Annotated in this window: 17 protein-coding genes; 10 read left to right on the forward strand and 7 right to left on the reverse strand. The window is 49.4% G+C overall.

Annotated elements, in window-relative coordinates; genetic code table 11:
* Nucleotides 1-91 precede the first annotated feature (91 nt).
* On the reverse strand, nt 92-445 hold the full coding sequence (gene ybeY, locus DRJ53_RS05565) for an rRNA maturation RNase YbeY (RefSeq protein WP_114234767.1): 354 nt from the start codon (nt 443-445) through the stop codon (nt 92-94).
* 138 nt (nt 446-583) lie between these two features.
* Here ybeY and DRJ53_RS05570 point away from each other — a divergent pair, with 138 nt between their 5' ends.
* Together DRJ53_RS05570 and nadD are read left to right on the forward strand one after the other, a co-directional pair.
* A complete protein-coding gene (locus DRJ53_RS05570) occupies nt 584-805 on the forward strand; it encodes a FeoA family protein (protein ID WP_114234768.1) in 222 nt (73 codons plus the stop codon).
* A 9-nt stretch (nt 806-814) separates the two neighbouring features.
* Nucleotides 815-1396 (forward strand): nicotinate (nicotinamide) nucleotide adenylyltransferase, encoded by a 582-nt coding sequence (gene nadD, locus DRJ53_RS05575; RefSeq protein ID WP_114234609.1) that lies wholly within the window; start codon nt 815-817, stop codon nt 1394-1396.
* On the opposite strand, the gene chrA is transcribed toward nadD, so the two are convergent.
* A complete protein-coding gene (chrA, locus tag DRJ53_RS05580) occupies nt 1384-2625 on the reverse strand; it encodes a chromate efflux transporter (protein ID WP_114234610.1) in 1242 nt (413 codons plus the stop codon). The two genes, nadD and chrA, sit on opposite strands and share 13 nt — an antisense overlap.
* Nucleotides 2626-2704: 79 nt before the next feature.
* Here chrA and DRJ53_RS05585 point away from each other — a divergent pair, with 79 nt between their 5' ends.
* A complete protein-coding gene (locus DRJ53_RS05585) occupies nt 2705-4006 on the forward strand; it encodes an amidohydrolase (RefSeq protein ID WP_206609725.1) in 1302 nt (433 codons plus the stop codon).
* Nucleotides 4007-4056: 50 nt separating this feature from the next.
* The gene (locus DRJ53_RS05590) at nt 4057-4971 is read left to right on the forward strand and encodes a serine hydrolase (protein ID WP_241558463.1); all 915 of its coding nucleotides are present in this window, start codon (nt 4057-4059) and stop codon (nt 4969-4971) included.
* Nucleotides 4972-5070: 99 nt separating this feature from the next.
* Here the strand turns inward: DRJ53_RS05590 and feoB are convergent, their stop codons facing one another.
* On the reverse strand, nt 5071-7191 hold the full coding sequence (gene feoB / locus DRJ53_RS05595) for a ferrous iron transport protein B (RefSeq protein ID WP_114234611.1): 2121 nt from the start codon (nt 7189-7191) through the stop codon (nt 5071-5073).
* Nucleotides 7192-7420: 229 nt separating this feature from the next.
* Here feoB and DRJ53_RS05605 point away from each other — a divergent pair, with 229 nt between their 5' ends.
* The 3 genes from DRJ53_RS05605 (at nt 7421) to DRJ53_RS05615 (ending at nt 10131) form a co-directional block, all read left to right on the forward strand.
* Nucleotides 7421-9079: a M20/M25/M40 family metallo-hydrolase gene (locus DRJ53_RS05605; RefSeq protein WP_114234613.1), complete on the forward strand. Its 1659-nt coding sequence runs from the start codon at nt 7421-7423 to the stop codon at nt 9077-9079.
* A 245-nt stretch (nt 9080-9324) separates the two neighbouring features.
* Nucleotides 9325-9759: an IPExxxVDY family protein gene (locus tag DRJ53_RS05610; protein WP_175580737.1), complete on the forward strand. Its 435-nt coding sequence runs from the start codon at nt 9325-9327 to the stop codon at nt 9757-9759.
* Nucleotides 9760-9900: 141 nt separating this feature from the next.
* Nucleotides 9901-10131 carry a 4a-hydroxytetrahydrobiopterin dehydratase gene (locus tag DRJ53_RS05615; RefSeq protein WP_114234615.1) on the forward strand — a complete coding sequence of 77 codons (231 nt, stop codon included), beginning with the start codon at nt 9901-9903 and terminating at the stop codon, nt 10129-10131.
* Between the two features lie 64 nt (nt 10132-10195).
* On the opposite strand, the gene DRJ53_RS05620 is transcribed toward DRJ53_RS05615, so the two are convergent.
* Both DRJ53_RS05620 and rho read right to left on the reverse strand, forming a co-directional pair.
* Nucleotides 10196-11173: a hypothetical protein gene (locus DRJ53_RS05620; RefSeq protein WP_123893380.1), complete on the reverse strand. Its 978-nt coding sequence runs from the start codon at nt 11171-11173 to the stop codon at nt 10196-10198.
* A gap of 167 nt (nt 11174-11340) precedes the next feature.
* The gene (rho, locus tag DRJ53_RS05625) at nt 11341-13074 is read right to left on the reverse strand and encodes a transcription termination factor Rho (protein ID WP_114234617.1); all 1734 of its coding nucleotides are present in this window, start codon (nt 13072-13074) and stop codon (nt 11341-11343) included.
* Nucleotides 13075-13333: 259 nt separating this feature from the next.
* On the opposite strand from rho, the gene asnS reads away from it, so the two are divergent.
* A complete protein-coding gene (gene asnS, locus DRJ53_RS05630; RefSeq protein ID WP_114234618.1) occupies nt 13334-14782 on the forward strand; it encodes an asparagine--tRNA ligase in 1449 nt (482 codons plus the stop codon).
* Nucleotides 14783-14903: 121 nt separating this feature from the next.
* Complete coding sequence (locus DRJ53_RS05635) at nt 14904-15257, forward strand: four helix bundle protein (protein WP_114234771.1); 354 nt, start codon at nt 14904-14906, stop codon at nt 15255-15257.
* Between the two features lie 91 nt (nt 15258-15348).
* Here DRJ53_RS05635 and DRJ53_RS05640 read toward each other — a convergent pair whose 3' ends face one another.
* A complete protein-coding gene (locus DRJ53_RS05640) occupies nt 15349-16155 on the reverse strand; it encodes a universal stress protein (protein WP_123893382.1) in 807 nt (268 codons plus the stop codon).
* A gap of 120 nt (nt 16156-16275) precedes the next feature.
* On the opposite strand from DRJ53_RS05640, the gene DRJ53_RS05645 reads away from it, so the two are divergent.
* The gene (locus tag DRJ53_RS05645) at nt 16276-16821 is read left to right on the forward strand and encodes an ExbD/TolR family protein (protein WP_114234620.1); all 546 of its coding nucleotides are present in this window, start codon (nt 16276-16278) and stop codon (nt 16819-16821) included.
* On the opposite strand, the gene DRJ53_RS05650 is transcribed toward DRJ53_RS05645, so the two are convergent.
* Nucleotides 16799-17812 (reverse strand): DUF3089 domain-containing protein, encoded by a 1014-nt coding sequence (locus DRJ53_RS05650; RefSeq protein ID WP_114234621.1) that lies wholly within the window; start codon nt 17810-17812, stop codon nt 16799-16801. The genes DRJ53_RS05645 and DRJ53_RS05650 overlap by 23 nt on opposite strands.
* Between the last annotated feature and the right edge of the window lie 64 nt (nt 17813-17876).

Raw genomic sequence — 17876 nt, forward strand, 5'->3', positions numbered from 1 at the left:
TTCAGGTTTCAAGTTGAAACTGTGTTATGTGGAACATTCCGTTACAAATGTAATATTGGTGTTTCGGTTTGAAACAGTGCTACGTGAAACATCATAGGAACAGGCTCAGGTATTTGTCTTCCATTTGGCGCATCAGCTTCTGGTCCTTTGCTGTTTTGTCTTTATAGCCACAAAGATGCAATGCACCGTGGAAAATAACACGATGCAGTTCACGCCGGTATGTGGTTTTGAAATTCTGCGCATTCTCCTTTACGCGGTCCCAAGAGATGTAAACATCGGAATGAACGGGTTGTCCTTGTCGGTGGTAGTGAAAAGTGATGATGTCCGTAAGTGTATCGTGGGATAGATACTGTTGATTGAGGCCGAGTAAGTATTCATCGGTACAGAAGATGTAATTGATGTGCTCAATCTTGCTTTCCTCCTGTCTAAAAAGAGTGAGCACCATTTCTTTAGTCGCCGTCCGTTTCGGAAATGAAAATTGTACGTCCGCAAAGTGAAACTGAATGGGAAAGGAAGCTTGCATTTCCAAAATTCGGTAATGAACCGCAATTGAATGCAGTAGCTTTGCGCTTTGATTATGGAAATGAAACTATCGAAGCTAAAACAAGGGCAGCGGGCAAAGATCAAGGGTTTTGCGAGTTCAGATCTGGAGCTGAAATTGATGGAAATGGGCTGTATCCCGGGTGAATGGGTGGTGGTGGAACAGGTAGCGCCTCTTGGCGATCCCATTTCGATTCGTGTGGCCGGTTACTCGTTGAGCCTGCGCCTGAACGAAGCTGATCAAATCATTCTTGAAACCTTGTAGCAGCAATAGATGAAGACAGGGCTGTATTTCGGGTCGTTTAACCCTATTCATATTGGGCATCTCATCATTGCCAATCATGTGCTCAATGAAACTGACCTCGATGAAGTTTGGTTTGTTATTTCTCCACAAAATCCATTCAAGCCGTCTGCTACCCTCCTGAACGAATATGATCGCCTGCACTTGGTGCAAAAAGCAATAGATGGAGACCCACGACTAAAAGCATCAGATGTGGAGTTTGCCCTGCCGAAACCGTCTTATACCGCTGTAACGCTGGCCTATCTTGCGGAGAAGTACCCGACGCGGCAGTTTTCCATCCTGATGGGGAGCGACTCTTTTCAAAACCTACACAAATGGCATAACTATACAGCCATTACAGAACGTTATCCGCTCCTTGTTTACTTGCGTCCTGACTTTCCAGTTCGGGACAAATTAGGCGCAGATGTGACAATCCTTAAGGCGCCTTTGCTGGAGATATCCGCCACCCATATCCGCCAACTTATTTCAGAGAAGAAATCCATAAAGTACCTGGTACCTGCGCCAATTGAGGCGGAGTTGGCCGAGAACCGCTTTTACAAAGTTCAAAGAAAGTAGCCCAACAGCAGGCTGGCAACCACAATTACAGGCGACGGCAGGCGGGTAAATTTTAAAAGCAGGAATGTAGCTGACAGGATGCCAATATTTACCATACTTGTAGGAGTAAACTCCATCAGGGTAATATCTTTCAAAATGTAAAAGGTGGCCGCAATCATCACTCCTACCACGGCCGCATTAATCCCTTCCAGCGACCGGTATACGGCTGCGTATTTCTTTAGGTTATTCCAGACCGGGAAAAAGAATAGAACCAACAATGTGCTGGGTAGGAAAATGGCAACAGAGCCGATCACACAACCCAGCACCTGCATTTCTTTTCCCAGATCTTTCAACGCCATGCCACCTGCAAACGAGGCAATAGAGAACACGGGACCAGGAATAGCCCGCACAATACCCATTCCGGTAGTCATATCCTCCTTACGGATGCGGATGGCCTCCGGGTTTCGTTCCTGTACCGCTTCTGGCCGCACGGAAAACTGCTCGTACATCAGCGGCATCAGCACATGACCGCCACCAAAAACAAATCCGCCCATCCTATACACATTCTCAAATAGGTTGATAACCTTTCGATTATGCCAGTTATTCACACGGGCTGTTTCACTAATGGTCCCAGTAATGACGAAAATGGCGACAAACACCCAGAGATTGCCCCATTTCAGCTTTTTGCGGGTCACATTCTGCTGTGGAATGCGTTTGTGGCTCAAGTTGGTGGCGATGCCGCTCAGTACAATAAGCAGCGGAAATATCCAAGGTGACCGGAAAAAAGCATAAGTGGCGGCTGCAGCAACCAACATAATAACCCAAGTAATGGTATTACGAATAGACACACCAAAGGCCGCTGCAGTTCCATATGCTAGAAAGCCAACAGCCATGGCCGGGATAAACTTGAAAATATCTGTGTGTAGCGATGTCTTGTCGAAATAGTGGAGCAAAAACGAAAAGGCGCCCATCAGCAGGCATGCGGGCAGTATCCACACCAGCACTGTCAATGCCGCTAGCGGCAATCCTCCCCTCTTGTAGCCAATGAGCATTACGGTTTGCGTAGACGATGCGCCGGGCAGCAAGCTGCAAAACGCGTTGTACTCCAGCAACTCTTCCTCGGTTACATAAGGGGTGCGGTGTACAAATGTTTTCAGCATCATGGCGATATGTGCCTGGGGGCCGCCAAATGCAGTTAAGCTGTACAGTAAAACACTTTTTAGAAAACGAACATGTCGCAACAAGGGCATGGGCTAAAATAGAAAAAAGAGAAAACTAAGCCCTTGATAATTAGCAGCTATCTTTAAATTGACCTAAATGTTCAACTAAATGATGCGTTTGTTCTTATCCATCTATCTTTTTCTGCTGAGTTCCGTTGCTGCTACAGCCCAAAGCAACAACTCCCCTGCATGGCTTACTACCGATGTAGATGCGCTTTTCGCCAAGACTGTTAGCTGGCGTAGGCAACTGCACCAAAACCCGGAGCTATCCAACCGGGAAACCAATACCGCTAAACTAATTGCCGCTCACCTGAAGTCGTTGGGATTGCAAGTGCAGGAAGGCGTGGCCCACACCGGCGTGGTAGGTATATTAAAAGGCGGGAAACCCGGTCCGGTCATTGGGCTCCGTGCCGATATGGATGCCCTGCCCGTAACTGAAGAAACCGACCTGCCTTTTGCCTCTAAAGCCACCGCTACATACAATGGACAGCAGGTAGGCGTAATGCACGCCTGTGGCCATGATACCCATGTGGCGATGCTGATGAGTGCCGCGGAGATTTTAAGCAAACGCAAAGCGGAAGTGGCCGGAACGGTGAAATTCATTTTTCAGCCGGCCGAGGAAGGTCCACCCGCTGGTGAGGAAGGCGGTGCCCTGCTGATGATCAAAGAAGGCGTAATGGACAACCCAAAAGTGGATGTGATGTTTGGCCTGCACATCAATGCGCAAACGCCGGTGGGACAAATTCGCTACCGCGCTAGGGGCATGATGGCCGCAGCTGATTGGTTTACCATTACCATTAAAGGCAAGCAGGTACATGGCGCACAACCATGGCTGGGCGTAGATCCTGTGGTGGTAGGTGCCCAGGTAATCAATGGCTTGCAAACCATTGTGAGCCGGCAAATGGAGCTCACCAAGAATGCCGTGGTTATTTCCACCACTATTTTTAAGGGCGGTGTGCGGGAAAACATCATTCCTGAGCAGGCCCAGTTGGCCGGTACCATCCGCACATTGGATACGGCCATGCGTACCGACGTCAAGCGACGCATTCAAACCATGGCAACGAACATTGCAGAAGCGTCGGGTGCTACGGCCACGGTTTCGTTTGAGCCCAAAACCGCCATTGTGTACAACGATCCGCCGCTGCTCCAGAAAATGATGCCTTCGCTGCAAAAGGCCACCGGCGGCAATTTGGTTGAGATGGATGCCGCAACCGGTGCGGAGGACTATTCGTTTTTTGCTGAAAAAGTACCGTCGCTGTTTTTATATGTGGGTGGCCGCCCGCTCAATACTACCGAGCAACAATCTGCGCCGCACCACACCCCTAAGTTTTTTGTAGATGAAGAAGGCATGAAAACCGGCATCCGGGCATTTTGCCAACTGGTGCTCGATTATCCTAAAGTGGCTAAATGATTTTGAATCAAAAGAGCAAAGCAATCTTTCCAGCACGATCCTGCTGCAAAATGCTGCTCCTGAACAAATGGTGGTTGCCCATCCTCTTGCTCTGTATTACTCCTGCCCTACAGGCGCAGAAGCAGCATAAAAAACTGCAGCAGGCCATTGAGCAAATGGCAGTTGGCTTCGGCGGCCAGGTGGGTATTTATGTAAAAGACCTGCGTTCGGGCAGAATGGCGGCCTATAATGCCGATACCATTTTCCCAACCGCCAGCATTGTAAAAATTCCCATCGCCGTGGGCATCATGCAAAAGCTGGAACGCGGTGAATTGACATATCATCAGCCGTTGGTTTACAAAGACTCGTTGCTGTATCCCGGAGTTGATATTCTAGGCTCGTTTAAAAACGGGGAGCAAATCGACCTCAGCAAAGTGTTGATGTTGATGCTTACTACCAGCGACAATACCGCCAGCCTGTGGCTGCAATCGCTGGCAGGTGGCGGCACCACCGTTAATGTCCTCATGGATACGCTTGGTTTCCCGCAGCTAGGTGTCAACTCCAGGACTCCAAGCCGCGAAGCAGACCGGGAAGTATACGGCTGGGGCCAAATGACGCCCCGCGCCATTGCGGGCTTGATGGAGGAAATCTACCGGCGCCGGGTGATATCGCCCGCTGCTTCCGACCGACTGCTGCGCCTGCTGAACCGCAACTATTGGGATGCCGAAGCGCTCAGCGAAATAGCTCCATATGCTGCTGTTTTTAGTAAAAATGGTGCGGTAAATGAGTCGCGGAGCGAAGTAGTGCTGGTGCGTGGAAAAAAGTCTGCCTACCTGTTTTGTATCGCCACCAAAAACAACCGCGACCAAAGCTGGACGCCGGACAACGAAGCCTGGACCCTGACCCGGAAATTGTCGGCTTACCTATGGCAGCATTTTGAAGGAAAGAATTGGACGCCTGCCGACGGCGCGGACAAGTTTCAATAAAAATTTAAACCACAAAGACACGAAGACATAAGATGCACTAAGGAAATTCTTTGGTGTTTCTGATTTCCCTTTGTGTATTAGTGTCTCAAAATCAGGCAGTTATGAAAAAATTTGGAATGCGGCCCAGCTAAACGCATAGGCCAGTGCAGTCATATACACCAGTTGAATGGTGGGCCATTTCCAGCTGCGGGTTTCCCTTTTGGTAATGGCCAATGTACTCATGCACTGCATCGCAAATACATAAAATAGCATCAGCGACAAGCCAGTGGCCAGCGTAAACACCGGCGTGCCATCGGCACGGGTGGCGGCTTTCATTTTATCGCGCAGCAATTGCCCTTCGCCATCTTCTTCGCCTACACTATACAGGGTAGCCATGGTGCCTACAAACACCTCGCGGGCAGCAAACGACGTAATTAGCGATATGCCGATTTTCCAGTCGTAGCCCAATGGCGCAATGGCCGGCTCCAGCGCTTTGCCCAGCAACCCTGCGTATGAGTTTTCAAGTTTAGCCGTATTGTATTCTGTTTCCAGCTCTTCGATCGGACGGGTACCTGCTGCTGTAGCTTGCGCAAATTGCGCCTCCACGGCTTCCATTTTACCCGCAGGCCCAAATGAGCTTAGCCCCCACAACACCAGGCTAATGATGATGATGATTTTGCCGGCATCGGTTACAAAAATGCGGGCCTTGCTGAACATGGTGTGCAGGATATTGTTCCATCGGGGTGCCCGATAAATGGGCAACTCCAGGATGAAAAAGCTTTTCTCTTTGATGTGTATGAACCATTTGGCCACATACGAAACCAACAGGGCCACCACCAGTCCAAGCAGGTACAGCCCCATCATCACCAAGCCTTGCAAGCTGATCCATCCCCAATAGTACGTGTTCGGGATAACCAGGCTAATAAGAATGGCATACACCGGCAGCCGTGCAGCGCAGCTCATCAGCGGCGTAATCAATATGGTAAGCAGGCGCTCCTTGCGGTTTTCAATGCTGCGGGCACTCATAATGGCCGGCACAGCACAGGCAAAACCCGAGATCAGGGGCATCACGCTTTTACCATTGAGGCCCACGCTGCGCATGAGCCGGTCGGTAAGGAAAGAAACACGGGCCATATAGCCGGTATCCTCCAGCAGCGAAATCAGTCCAAAAAGGATCATGATCTGTGGCACAAAAATGAGGATGCCGCCAATGCCCGCCATCAACCCATTTATTAAAAGGTCGCTCCACCATGCCTCCGGAAGCACCTGCGCCAGCCAGCCCGAAGCCGCCGAAAATCCGGTGTCGATCCAGTCCATGGGGTACTGAGCCAGCAGAAACACGCTTTGAAACAAGAGGAACAGCACACCCAATAAAATCAGGTAGCCCCACCGCGGGTGCAGCAGCACATTATCCAGTTTATCGGTAAAAAGGGTTTGCTCCAGCGGATCGGGTTCGGCCACGGCTACCTGCATGATGTGCTTGATGCGGCCATAGCGCTGCAAAATTTCGGCTGCCTGGGTTTTGGTTGGATTGAACCCATGCGTTTGTTCGATGCCTTCAATTTTTTGCTGCGTGGCAGCATCCAGTTCAAAACCTTCGTGGTTGATGAGCAGGTGCAGGGCGCTGTAGTCGGAAACTCCGGGGAGCATATGCTGCAGGTCGGTGATGGCAGCGCTGGCCAGTGCCTTGTTTTCAATAAAGTCACGAACCGGCACTTTATACTGCCCGCCCAGTGTTTGCTCAATTGCTTTTTTTAGCTGCGCAATACCCTTGCCTTTGCGTGGGTTTACCGCCACAACGGCCACACCCAGTTCCCGCTCCAGTTCCGCAATGTCAATGCGGATGCCTTTCTTTTTGGCCAGGTCGGCCATCGTCAGGGCAATCACCACCGGTTTTTTCAGGTCTAGGATCTGGGTGCAAAACAGGAGGTTGCGCTTTAGGTTGGCGGCGTCAATCACCACCACGTAGGCATCGGCATGAATGTCTTTATCCTGGTTGAGCAGAACCCGGTAGCTTACCCACTCGTCGAGGCGCTTGGGGTACAGGCTATAAGTGCCGGGCAGATCAATGACCTTTACTTCATTGCCGTTGCCAAGGTCGGTAAAGCCGGTTTTCTTGTCTACGGTTACACCCGGAAAGTTGCCCACTTTTTGGTTCATACCGGTAAGGCTGTTGAACAGCGAGCTCTTACCGCTGTTGGGGTTGCCTACCAGTGCTATATGTAAATGTTGAGGTATCACGTATGGGCCGCAAAGTTAACCATACCGGCCGCCCGGCCTTTACGAAAGGCGGAAGTTTTACAAAACTTTCGGGCGGGCAGATAAAAAATGGTGTTTTGCAAAATTTACAGCGGCGGTATTCGTTCCTTGCTTGTGCCTGGCGATTGATGAAAGGTATTTTTCTAATCATATCATCCTTGCACATCATACCCGGTACCTACCTTTGTAAGCACTTTTGAAGCCTGTATCAATGCGGAACCTGTACATTATTATTCTCCTGTTTTGTGCGTTGCCAACTGTTGCCCAGAAACTTAAAAAAGAAGACCGGGCTGTGCTGGAGCATTTAAAAAAACACATTGGCTTCCTGGCCCACGATTCGCTGGAAGGCCGCCGCACGGGCACACCCGGCGAGGCTATTGCTGCCCGCTACCTATCGGAGCAATTTGGCGCCATCGGCTTGCAGCCAAAAGGCACGCAGCAGTTTTTGCAGCCCTTCGAAGTGTACGAAGGCCGGCAGGTCAATACGCCCACACACCTGACGGTTGCGGGTAAACTGCTGGAGCTGCACCGCGATTTTTTTCCCCTACCATACAGCGCCAATGCATCATTGGAGGCTTTGCCTTCCATGGCGCTTCACGAAGAAGGCATGCCCTGGTTTGTGGACCTAAAGGAAACGCTTGAAGCGGCCAAAACAAACCCGCACTTCGACCTTGATGCCGCCATTTTGAAAAAAGCGCAGGAGGTGGCTGCAAAAGGTGGCACCGCATTGTTTGTGTACAATACCACACCGGCCGCCGCAGATATAAAGTTTAAAGCTGCAGACCGCAGCGATGCCGCAAAAATCCCGGTGGTGTATCTGACAAAAGACGCCATTAAAAAATATTTCAACGATCCATCTGCCACGCTGGATATTGACCTGCGTACCGACATTGGCCCTAAAAACAGGACGGGCACCAACGTAGCGGGTTATATCAATAACAACGCTGCAGCTACGCTCATTTTTGGCGCCCATTTCGATCACCTGGGTTATGGTGAGGATGGCGGTTCGCTCAATGCCAGCGGCACACGCCTGGTGCACAACGGCGCTGATGATAATGCCAGCGGCACTGCGGCCTTGCTCGAATTGGCCCGCATGCTGAAAGCTTCGGGTCCGCGGCAATTCAATTACCTGTTCCTTGCTTTTTCCGGCGAAGAGTTGGGATTGTTTGGCTCAAAATATTTTACCGAAAACCCAACGATTGATTTGGCCACGGCAAGCGCTATGTTCAATATGGATATGGTGGGCCGGTTGAATGCTGCCAGCCCTACCCTCACCATTGGCGGCTACGGCACATCGCCGGCGTGGAGCCAGGTGTTGAACACATCGGGCAAACGTGGCGTGTATAAAGCCAATATGCAATTCAGGTTTGATAGCAGCGGCGCGGGCCCCAGCGATCATACTTCGTTTTACCGCAAAAACATACCGGTGCTTTTTTATTTCACCGGTACCCACGCCGATTACCACAAGCCCACCGATGATGCCGATAAAATAAATTACGAAGGCACACTGCATATTGTAAAACACATTTACAGCGTGGTGCAGCAACTGGAAAAAACCGGTGGCAAAATAGCCTTTACACCTACCCGCGAAGTGCAGATGAATACTGCATCATCATTCAGGGTAACACTGGGCATTATGCCCGATTATACATTCAGTGGAAAGGGTGTACGTGTAGAGGGCACAACGGAAAACCGGCCGGCGCAAAAAGCGGGCATCAAGGCCGGCGATGTGATCGTACAAATGGGTGATCTGGATATATCTTCCATGGAAAAATATATGGAAGCACTGGGCCGTTTCAACAAAGGCGAAAAAGTAACGGTAACGTATATGCGCGGTGCACAAAAGCTGTCGGGTGTAGTGGAGCTGTAAAACACAGGCTGGGTAACGGTTTTAGCGTATGGATGGGTTTGTAAAAACAACACTGAAATATTGCACCCTGTTTTTGAAATTACGTGAACAAATGTGCCGATAAAATTGTGCGTAAAAGTTTATGCACGCCAGCAAATGCACGGTAGTCAAGGATGTAGATACATTGGGCATATTGTGGACATTTATTCCCGCATATAAACCTGATTTGAGCACCCTACATTTGTGTACTTAGTAACTTGGTAGTAATGAAATTAGTACTTGATCCTAGAGAAATGACCGACTGCTTTTTTGCAGAAACACGCTTGCTGGGCATCATGGCGCCAATCAAGGATTACCAGTTTTGCTGGCAACTCAATCACAAGCTTGGCATTGATTTCAGAATCAACAACGAAATCGAAATACAGCTCACCAAGAAAAAGCGCAATTACTTTTTTGCCATTTACCAATACTGCGAGCCTTACAACTCGGTGGAGCATTACCTGTACAACAACCAGTTTGATGGCGAGTACCTGCTGCCCGAATTCAGGCACCTGGATTTTTTGTGGTTGCTGAAAGGCGATGATGCTGAAACCACGCAACTCGATCACCTGGTGCACTCTATCAAACAAATTCGTGGCGTGCAACTGGTTACCGAATTAAACAACGAAAAGATCCGCAACAAGGAACATCTGGTGTTTTAATTTGAAGATTTGAAGATTCATTAATTTGAAAATAAAACAGCCCGTTGCTTGATGAAAATGTGTGTGCTGTAGCAGCTGCGTTTTAATTCGAACGCATTCCATTTTCAAATGTTCAAATTTCCTCATGTTTAAATTATCCCCATGTGGCAGGAACAAAATAATGCACTGTACCGCAAGTTTGAATTTGCGGATTTTTCGGAAGCATTTGCGTTCATGACCCGTGTGGCGCTGCTGGCCGAAAAAGCCAATCATCATCCACGTTGGACCAATGTGTGGAATACAGTAGAAATTTGGCTGAATACACACAGCGCCGGCAACACCATCACCGATAAAGACCGCAAGCTGGCCGCGCAAATTGATGCCATAAAATAGCAGTGTAATAAACGATATTCGAACCCATGCAGCGTGTTTACTGCATGGGTTTTTTTGTGCGCTCCTATTTATCCTTTCTTCTTCTAAACTCGATGGCTGCATTGGTTTGCAGGTCGGCGGTGAAATGCACCTGGTGGCGCTGTGTACCATCCTGGATTACCAGCAGTCCGGTGTTGGGCGGAATGGTGCCCAGGTTTTCAGCAACCAGCACCAGCTTATGCACTTCAATGGAAGGATCGAGTTGAATGGTTTGCTTGGCTGCTGCTGCAGTAAGTTTCGTTTTGCTGATGATATTGGTCCCATTGAGGTACACCGAAATGGTATCGCCATCCACCATACCGTTGTCGTAAAAATGCAGCACCAGGCTATCGGTGGTGGCCACAAAGCGTTCGGCCACTTGTTCGGAACGTTTGTTATAAGCCAATACCGGAGGGGCAACAGGATTTTTGTTTTCCGCTGCGGGCTTGGGTTCTGTAGCTTTCGGCGTGGATTGTTTTGCCGCCGGTGTTGGTGCAGCAGCAATGGTTTGCGGTGCAGGCTGTGCAACGGGTTGTTGCCATTCGCCCAGGTCTTTCAAATGCCCAAGCAACGCCATGCGGCTACTGTCTGCTTCGCGGCGCATTTCCATAGCACCACCAATTGAGTAAAAGCGATGTTTTTTCGATTCAGTGGTTTTCCAGGTGCCTTTTATTTCGGTAATGCTGTCCCTTTCGTTCAACGGAATGATCATCACCTGCCGCACACCTTTGTCGGGTGCCTGCGGAAAATTATTACCCAGCATTTTTACATCTTCCACTTCCAGTGTGCCATTGTTGCGTTGTGCTTTCACACGCTTTACACTGTAATAAAACTTGTCATCTACAATAAAGGTGGTGTAGGAGTAGCCAGTGATCTTGCCGCGGTATTCGCTCAAGGCAAGCTCGTATTGTTGTTCTTTGCCGGTGCTGTCGTTCAGCAACGTGCCGGAGTAAAAGCCGCTGATGTTTTGGGCATGAAGGGAGCAGGCGCTTAATAGAAGTATAAAACAAAAAAGGTTTTTCATGTTGGTTGGCGGATGGCCGTTTTTCAGGAACTGGATCAGATTGTAAAAAAACGTATTCTTTTCCGGATTCTTGCCCGGCGGTCGAAAAATTCTTGGCTGCTGGTTTTGCCACCATAAAAAATGCCCTCCGGTCAGAGGGCATTTTTACAATATAATGCATTTGATAATTATCGGTTCATGCTGGCCAAAAACTCTTCGTTGCTTTTGGTGCCCCGCATCCGTTTCAGCAATTCGTTCATTGCTTCTTCGGTGTTCATATCGGTAAGATATACGCGCAGCAGGTTCATGCGCTGCAGCACGTCTTTGTCCAACAGCAAATCATCTCGGCGGGTGCTCGATGCCGTAAGGTCGATGGCCGGGAAAATCCGGCGGTTGGCCAGGCGGCGGTCCAGTTGCAGTTCCATGTTGCCGGTACCTTTAAATTCTTCAAAGATCACTTCATCCATCTTCGAACCGGTATCCACCAGTGCTGTAGCAATAATGGTGAGCGATCCGCCAAATTCAATTTTGCGGGCTGCGCCAAAAAATTGTTTTGGCTTTTGCATGGCGTTGGCTTCCACACCACCCGACAATACTTTACCCGACGATGGCGCCACGGTGTTGTGTGCACGGGCCAGGCGGGTAATAGAGTCGAGCAGGATCACCACATCGTGGCCGCACTCTACCAGGCGCTTTGCTTTTTGCATGGCAATGGTAGAAACCTTCACGTGTTTTTCGGCGGGCTCGTCAAACGTAGAAGCAATTACCTCGGCACGTACAGAGCGTTCCATATCGGTAACTTCTTCAGGGCGTTCGTCAATCAGTACCACCATCAGGTACACATCTGGGTGGTTGGCTGCAATAGCGTTGGCCACTTCTTTCAGCAGCACTGTTTTACCCACTTTTGGCTGCGCCACAATCAGTCCGCGCTGGCCTTTACCAATGGGGGTAAACAGGTCAACGATGCGGGTGCTATAATTGGTGGGCGTGGTAAACAGGTTCAGTTTCTCAAACGGAAACAGCGGCGTGAGGTAATCGAATGGAACGCGGTCCCGTACATCTTCCGGTTTTTTACCATTGATAGTATCCACTTTCAGGAGAGCAAAATATTTCTCGCCTTCTTTTGGTGGACGTACCGAGCCGTATACGGTATCGCCGGTTTTCAGACCAAACAATTTGATCTGTGAGGGCGACACATAAATATCATCGGGAGAAGAAAGATAGTTGTAATCGGAGGAGCGGAGAAAGCCATAACCATCAGGCATCATTTCCAAAACGCCTTCGCCAATGATGATGCCATCAAATTCGATATTGAACTGTTGTTCGCGGCGTTTTTCAAAAAGCTTGTTGGTGGCCTGTAAAAATTTTTCGGCGCGGGCTGCATCCGAAATCGCGTTTTCCGGCGCTTGCACTTCTTCCTGAGCGGGTTGTTCGGGTTGCTGTGCTGCTTCGGGTTCGGCTACCGGCAGTTGCAGTTGCAGTTCGGGGGCAACGGGTGCTGCTTCGTCCTGCTTTTTGCGGCCACGCTTTAGCGGCGCTTCCTGTTTTTGTGGTGCTTCTTTTTTTACCGGTGCCGCTTTGCGTACAATGCGTTTGCCATCGGCTTGTTGCTGGGGCGCTGCTGCCGGCTCGGGGGCTGGTGCAACAACTGCTGCTGCTTCAGGTACGGGGTCCGGTGCAATATCTTCCACTACTGCCTCTTCGGTGGAGTTGGCCGTAGACGCTTTGATGATGCGTTTGCGGCGCGGACGGTCGCCTTGCGGAGCAGCCTTGCCTTCGCTGGCAACTACAGCCTGGCGATCCAGTATTTTATAAATAAGTTCCTGCTTATCTAATTTGTTGGCGTTGTCAATGCGAAGTTGTTCGGCAATGTCCAGCAATTCAGGAACGATCATATCGTTCAATTGCAAAATATCGTACATACTAAATGAAAGTTCTTTTTTACGCCCTGGTATGGCAGATAGCTATGAGGCGTTGCTAAAAATTGAATGGAAAAAAATTGAAAACCGGTTGTTGCGAGAGAATAAGGGATTGATCGCTCAACGCATTCCGCTGCAATTATACGCCTAAAAAGAGAAAACCAAAAATTTTTCGGTCGCCGCCAATATCAGGCTCATGCTAATTATCAGGCGCAAATTGCTCCTTTTGCTCCATTATCTTTGCCCCTCATTCTAATTTTATATGTTCAATAACAGGACCAAAATAAAAGCGCTGTTGCAAATGCAGCCCGAAGGACAATCGGTGACGGTAATGGGCTGGGTGCGTACATTTCGCAACAATCAGTTTGTAGCCCTCAACGATGGCTCTACCAACGCCAACCTGCAAGTGGTGCTGGAGCTGGGTAAGTTTGATGATGCGCTGCTGCGGCGCATTACCACATCGGCATCGCTGAAAGTTACCGGTACTGTTGTGGCATCGTTGGGCAAAGGACAGGCTGTGGAAGTAAAGGCCGAACATGTGGAAATCCTGGGCGATTCGGATTCGGAAAAATACCCGCTGCAACCCAAAAAACACAGCCTCGAGTTTTTGCGTGAAATAGCGCACCTGCGTTTTCGCACCAACACATTTGGATCGGTGTTTCGCATCCGCCATTCGCTGGCATTTGCGGTACATAAGTTTTACAACGAAAAAGGTTTTGTGTACCTGCATACGCCTATCATTACTGCATCGGATGCAGAAGGTGCCGGTGAAATGTTTCGCGTTTCTACATTACCGTTCGATAACCCGCCGCGCAAAGAAGATGGCACCATTGATTTTGCAGAAGACTTTTTTGGCCGTGCCACCAACCTTACGGTGAGCGGACAACTGGAAGGCGAACTGGGTGCTACTGCCTTTGGTGAGATTTATACATTTGGGCCTACATTCCGCGCCGAAAACTCCAACACGGCACGGCACCTTGCGGAGTTTTGGATGATTGAACCAGAGATGGCTTTTTGCGATCTGGAAGACAACGCGAACCTTGCCGAAGAATTTATTCAATACCTCATTCGACACGTGATGGAGCACAACGCAGAAGACCTTGAGTTTTTGCGCCAGCGCCTATTGGACGAAGAAAAAAGCAAGCCGCAAGCCGAACGCAGCGAAATGGACCTGATCCAGAAATTACAGTTTGTGGTGGACAATAAATTTGAACGCATTACCTACACTGAAGCCATTGATATCTTGCTGCAGTCGCCGCATTATAAAAAGAAAAAGTTTCAGTACGATGTGGCCTGGGGCATTGATATGCAAAGCGAACACGAACGCTATTTGGTAGAAAAGCATTTTAAAAAACCAGTGATCGTTACCAACTACCCGGCTGCTATCAAAGCGTTTTATATGCGCCAGGATGATGGTTGTGCACCCGGCCGCGAAACTGTTGCTGCCATGGATATCCTGGCACCAGGCATTGGTGAAATTGTGGGTGGCTCGCAACGTGAGGAACGCCTCGATAAACTGGAGCAACGCATGACCGCCATGAACATTCCACACGAAGAATTGTGGTGGTACCTCGATACCCGCCGCTTTGGTACCGTGCCGCATGCAGGCTTTGGCCTTGGCTTTGAACGCATGGTGCAATTTGTTACCGGCATGGGTAACATCCGCGATGTGATTGCTTTTCCGCGTACGCCGAAGAGTGCGGAGTTTTAGTAGAAGTCCGAAGACGGAAGTCCGGAAAGTCGGAGGACGGGTACTGTTGTACTGAGCGTCTTTTGGCTTTCCGGACTTTTTTTGTTTGAAGCAATTTGTATTTTACTTCAAACTAACTGCAATGCCATTCAAATTTGAAAAACTTACGGTTTGGCAAAAAGCGCTTGAACTAACAGGCGTTGTTCATGATGTTTCCAGAAAATTTCCAAAGGAAGAAATGTTTGTACTGGCAACGCAAATAAAACGTGCCGCTGATTCTATTTGTTTAAACATCGCAGAAGGTTCCACCAGTTTATCCAATAATGAATTCAGTAGATTTCTGCAAATCGCTTTGCGTTCAAATATTGAAGTTGTCGGCTGCATTTTCATTGCACAAAAACGCAACATCATCAGTCATGAAGACTTTTCTATGATTTATTCTTCGTGTGAAGAAATTCTGGCCATGATCACCGGTCTGCGCAGGTCATTGAGTTAAACCACAAAACATAAAATCCGGAAAATCAAAAGACACTTACAACTGCAAATCTCGTCTTCCGACTTTCCGGACTTCTGTCTTCGGACTTCTCTCAACACCTGATCGCCATCACCGGCACGGGTGCATGCCGCACAATATCTTCGGTATGCAGTTTAAAAAACAGGCGTTCAATCAGGTTGTGTTCATGTGGTAAAACCATCAGTAAATCGGCCTCGTAATCGAGCAGGTATTGCACCAATCCATCGCGAACATTTTGGTGCTGTACGGTATGAAAACTGGGTTGCAGCGGCTGCAGTTTTTCCAACAGTTGGCGCGAAGCATCGGTGGTGGATGCGTTGTTGATGGCCACATGCACCAGGTCGAGCGATGCACCGAGTTGCTGTGTTACTTCGATGATGCGTTGCGTGGGTATTTTCGATTGATCCAGGAGGTCGGCAGCCAGCACTATCTTGCGCAGCCCATATCGTTTATGGTCTTTGGGCACGGCAATCACGGGCAGTTGGTTGTGGCGCATAACCGACGCCGTTGTACTGCCAAAAAGCATCCGTTCCAGCCCGCTGGTACCATGAGTACCCATTACCAGTGCCACTGGCTTTATTTCCTGGCAAAGATCGTCCAGCTCGTCGTTGATGTTGCCGAGGCGGCTTTCCGCTTCTATCACTACATCGCCAAACTGCCCCTGCAGATCGGTGCGCTGGCGGGTCAGTTGCTCGTCGGCGCTGCGGCGCAGTTCATCGGCCGATAACACCATCACCGGCATGTCATTCATGGTTACCGGTATTTGATATACATGCACCAGCAGCAGGCGGGCCTGCACCTGGCGTGCCAGGTGTGCGGCAAACACCGCAGCATTTTCTGCACTGGCTGAAAAATCGGTAGGAATGATGATCGTATTCATATAGCGTTTTTTGGGTGGCAAAAACGGCACCACGGCACCTGTTGAAAGCTACAAACAAAAATCGGGTCTGAAATGATGTGCATTTTGTGCCGTACTGAATCTTATCATTAAAAATAAACCATGGCCAGCTTACCCACACCATCTGCCAGCGGCAAAGGGCCCCGCATGTACCGTCCATCGCTGCGTGTAGATATGACCCCGCTTGTTGACCTGGGCTTTTTGCTCATCACCTTTTTTATTTTTACTACCACCATGGGCAGCCAGGCAGTGATGCCGCTGGCCGTGCCGGCCGATGGACCACCTATGGATTCAGGCGAATCGGTAACACTAACGGTGTTGCTTGGCCGAAATAATCAAGTGGCCGCATACCAAGGCTTTTGGGACGATGCTATGCATAATAAAAAAATCGTGCACAGCAACTATCACATCACCAAAGGTGTTGGTGCCCTCATCAGGCAAAAGCAACAGCAGCTGCTTGCCACAGGCCGCTCTGCCAAAGACTTAGTGCTGATGGTAAAACCTTCGGCTGATGCATCCTACAAAAACGTGGTGGATGTACTTGATGAAGTAACCATCAACGGCGTAACCCGCTATGCACTGGTGGCACCAACCGAAGCTGAAACTGCATGGATGGATGCTGGCGCTAATGCTGTAAAAATGCCCTAATGCGATCGGCAACATTTTGCCGCACATTTACATAAAACAGGTTGATGTCGCCAATGTGGTAGTTGGAGGTGTTGAGTAAGAAAGCTCCCGGAAAGCGCAGCTTGCTTACCCATAACACACCCTGCGGCACAATGCGTGCATCGGCCACATGCGGCACCACTTTATTAAACTGGCGCAGCACGCTGCCTTTGTTCAGGCTGTATGGCGCCACATCATCCGATATGCGCCAGTGCAGCGGGTTTACCACGGCTGCACTGCCTTTTTCCAAAGCAATATAAGGGGGCACATAGCCTTCTTTAAATGTGCGCCAACTGGCAAAGCAACCGGTTTGCCCCGGTGTGCTGCACACCTGTATTTGTGCAAACTCGTTGCGCTTAACCAGCCAGCCAACAATGTATGCGGCCACCAGGTGTTGTTGCAAAGGCTTGCCGTCAAAAAAATCGTGCAGCAGCCTGATGGCCAGCAGTGCACCCTGGCTATGCGCTGCAATAACAATTGGACGGTTGTTGTGATGGTGTTGCAGGTAAAATGCAAAGGCTGTTTTTACGTCATTATAGGCCGTATCAAAAATGGGAATAGCTGCAGCTGAATCAAGAAAAAATGAACCGTAGTGCGCCTGCCGGTAGCGGGGTGCAAACACCCGTGCATGCTGGTTGAATGCCGATGCCTGGAACAGGATGCTGCTGCCATCCGTTTTGCGGTTCAACCCGGTATCGTGCAGCAATGCATTTCCCTGCAATCCTTTTTGTGTAAACGTGGTAGGGTGTATAAAAAATACATCGGCAATGGTATCGCGCCGTTCGCTGCGCAGGGGTTGTGGCACACTGTCCGACGGATCCCATTTGTGCGGATGTGCTGCCCAATAAAAAAGATCGTTGTATTGCGGGGCAGTACCCGGCTTAGTGATTGCCTGATCATGTGTATAACCCGCTCGTTGCGCAGTGCATGCCATCAGCCAAAATGCAGGAAGGAAAAGGAACAGACCGCGCATAGGTACAATAAATTTTGTGTGAGTAACCGGCGGTGTAAATTTGCCCTCATTTCCCTAAATAAAA

The sequence above is a fragment of the Paracnuella aquatica genome, assembly GCF_003332885.2.
Lineage (GTDB): Bacteria > Bacteroidota > Bacteroidia > Chitinophagales > Chitinophagaceae > Flavisolibacter > Flavisolibacter aquaticus.

Excerpts from the sequence above, each read along its gene's own strand:
- ybeY (WP_114234767.1), bottom strand. The coding sequence starts at position 445 with ATGGTGCTCACTCTTTTTAGACAGGAGGAAAGCAAGATTGAGCACATC.
- DRJ53_RS05570 (WP_114234768.1), top strand. The coding sequence starts at position 584 with ATGAAACTATCGAAGCTAAAACAAGGGCAGCGGGCAAAGATCAAGGGT.
- nadD (WP_114234609.1), top strand. The coding sequence starts at position 815 with ATGAAGACAGGGCTGTATTTCGGGTCGTTTAACCCTATTCATATTGGG.
- chrA (WP_114234610.1), bottom strand. The coding sequence starts at position 2,625 with ATGCCCTTGTTGCGACATGTTCGTTTTCTAAAAAGTGTTTTACTGTAC.
- DRJ53_RS05585 (WP_206609725.1), top strand. The coding sequence starts at position 2,705 with ATGATGCGTTTGTTCTTATCCATCTATCTTTTTCTGCTGAGTTCCGTT.
- DRJ53_RS05590 (WP_241558463.1), top strand. The coding sequence starts at position 4,057 with ATGCTGCTCCTGAACAAATGGTGGTTGCCCATCCTCTTGCTCTGTATT.
- DRJ53_RS05605 (WP_114234613.1), top strand. The coding sequence starts at position 7,421 with ATGCGGAACCTGTACATTATTATTCTCCTGTTTTGTGCGTTGCCAACT.
- DRJ53_RS05610 (WP_175580737.1), top strand. The coding sequence starts at position 9,325 with ATGAAATTAGTACTTGATCCTAGAGAAATGACCGACTGCTTTTTTGCA.
- DRJ53_RS05615 (WP_114234615.1), top strand. The coding sequence starts at position 9,901 with ATGTGGCAGGAACAAAATAATGCACTGTACCGCAAGTTTGAATTTGCG.
- DRJ53_RS05620 (WP_123893380.1), bottom strand. The coding sequence starts at position 11,173 with ATGAAAAACCTTTTTTGTTTTATACTTCTATTAAGCGCCTGCTCCCTT.
- rho (WP_114234617.1), bottom strand. The coding sequence starts at position 13,074 with ATGTACGATATTTTGCAATTGAACGATATGATCGTTCCTGAATTGCTG.
- asnS (WP_114234618.1), top strand. The coding sequence starts at position 13,334 with ATGTTCAATAACAGGACCAAAATAAAAGCGCTGTTGCAAATGCAGCCC.
- DRJ53_RS05635 (WP_114234771.1), top strand. The coding sequence starts at position 14,904 with ATGCCATTCAAATTTGAAAAACTTACGGTTTGGCAAAAAGCGCTTGAA.
- DRJ53_RS05640 (WP_123893382.1), bottom strand. The coding sequence starts at position 16,155 with ATGAATACGATCATCATTCCTACCGATTTTTCAGCCAGTGCAGAAAAT.
- DRJ53_RS05645 (WP_114234620.1), top strand. The coding sequence starts at position 16,276 with ATGGCCAGCTTACCCACACCATCTGCCAGCGGCAAAGGGCCCCGCATG.
- DRJ53_RS05650 (WP_114234621.1), bottom strand. The coding sequence starts at position 17,812 with ATGCGCGGTCTGTTCCTTTTCCTTCCTGCATTTTGGCTGATGGCATGC.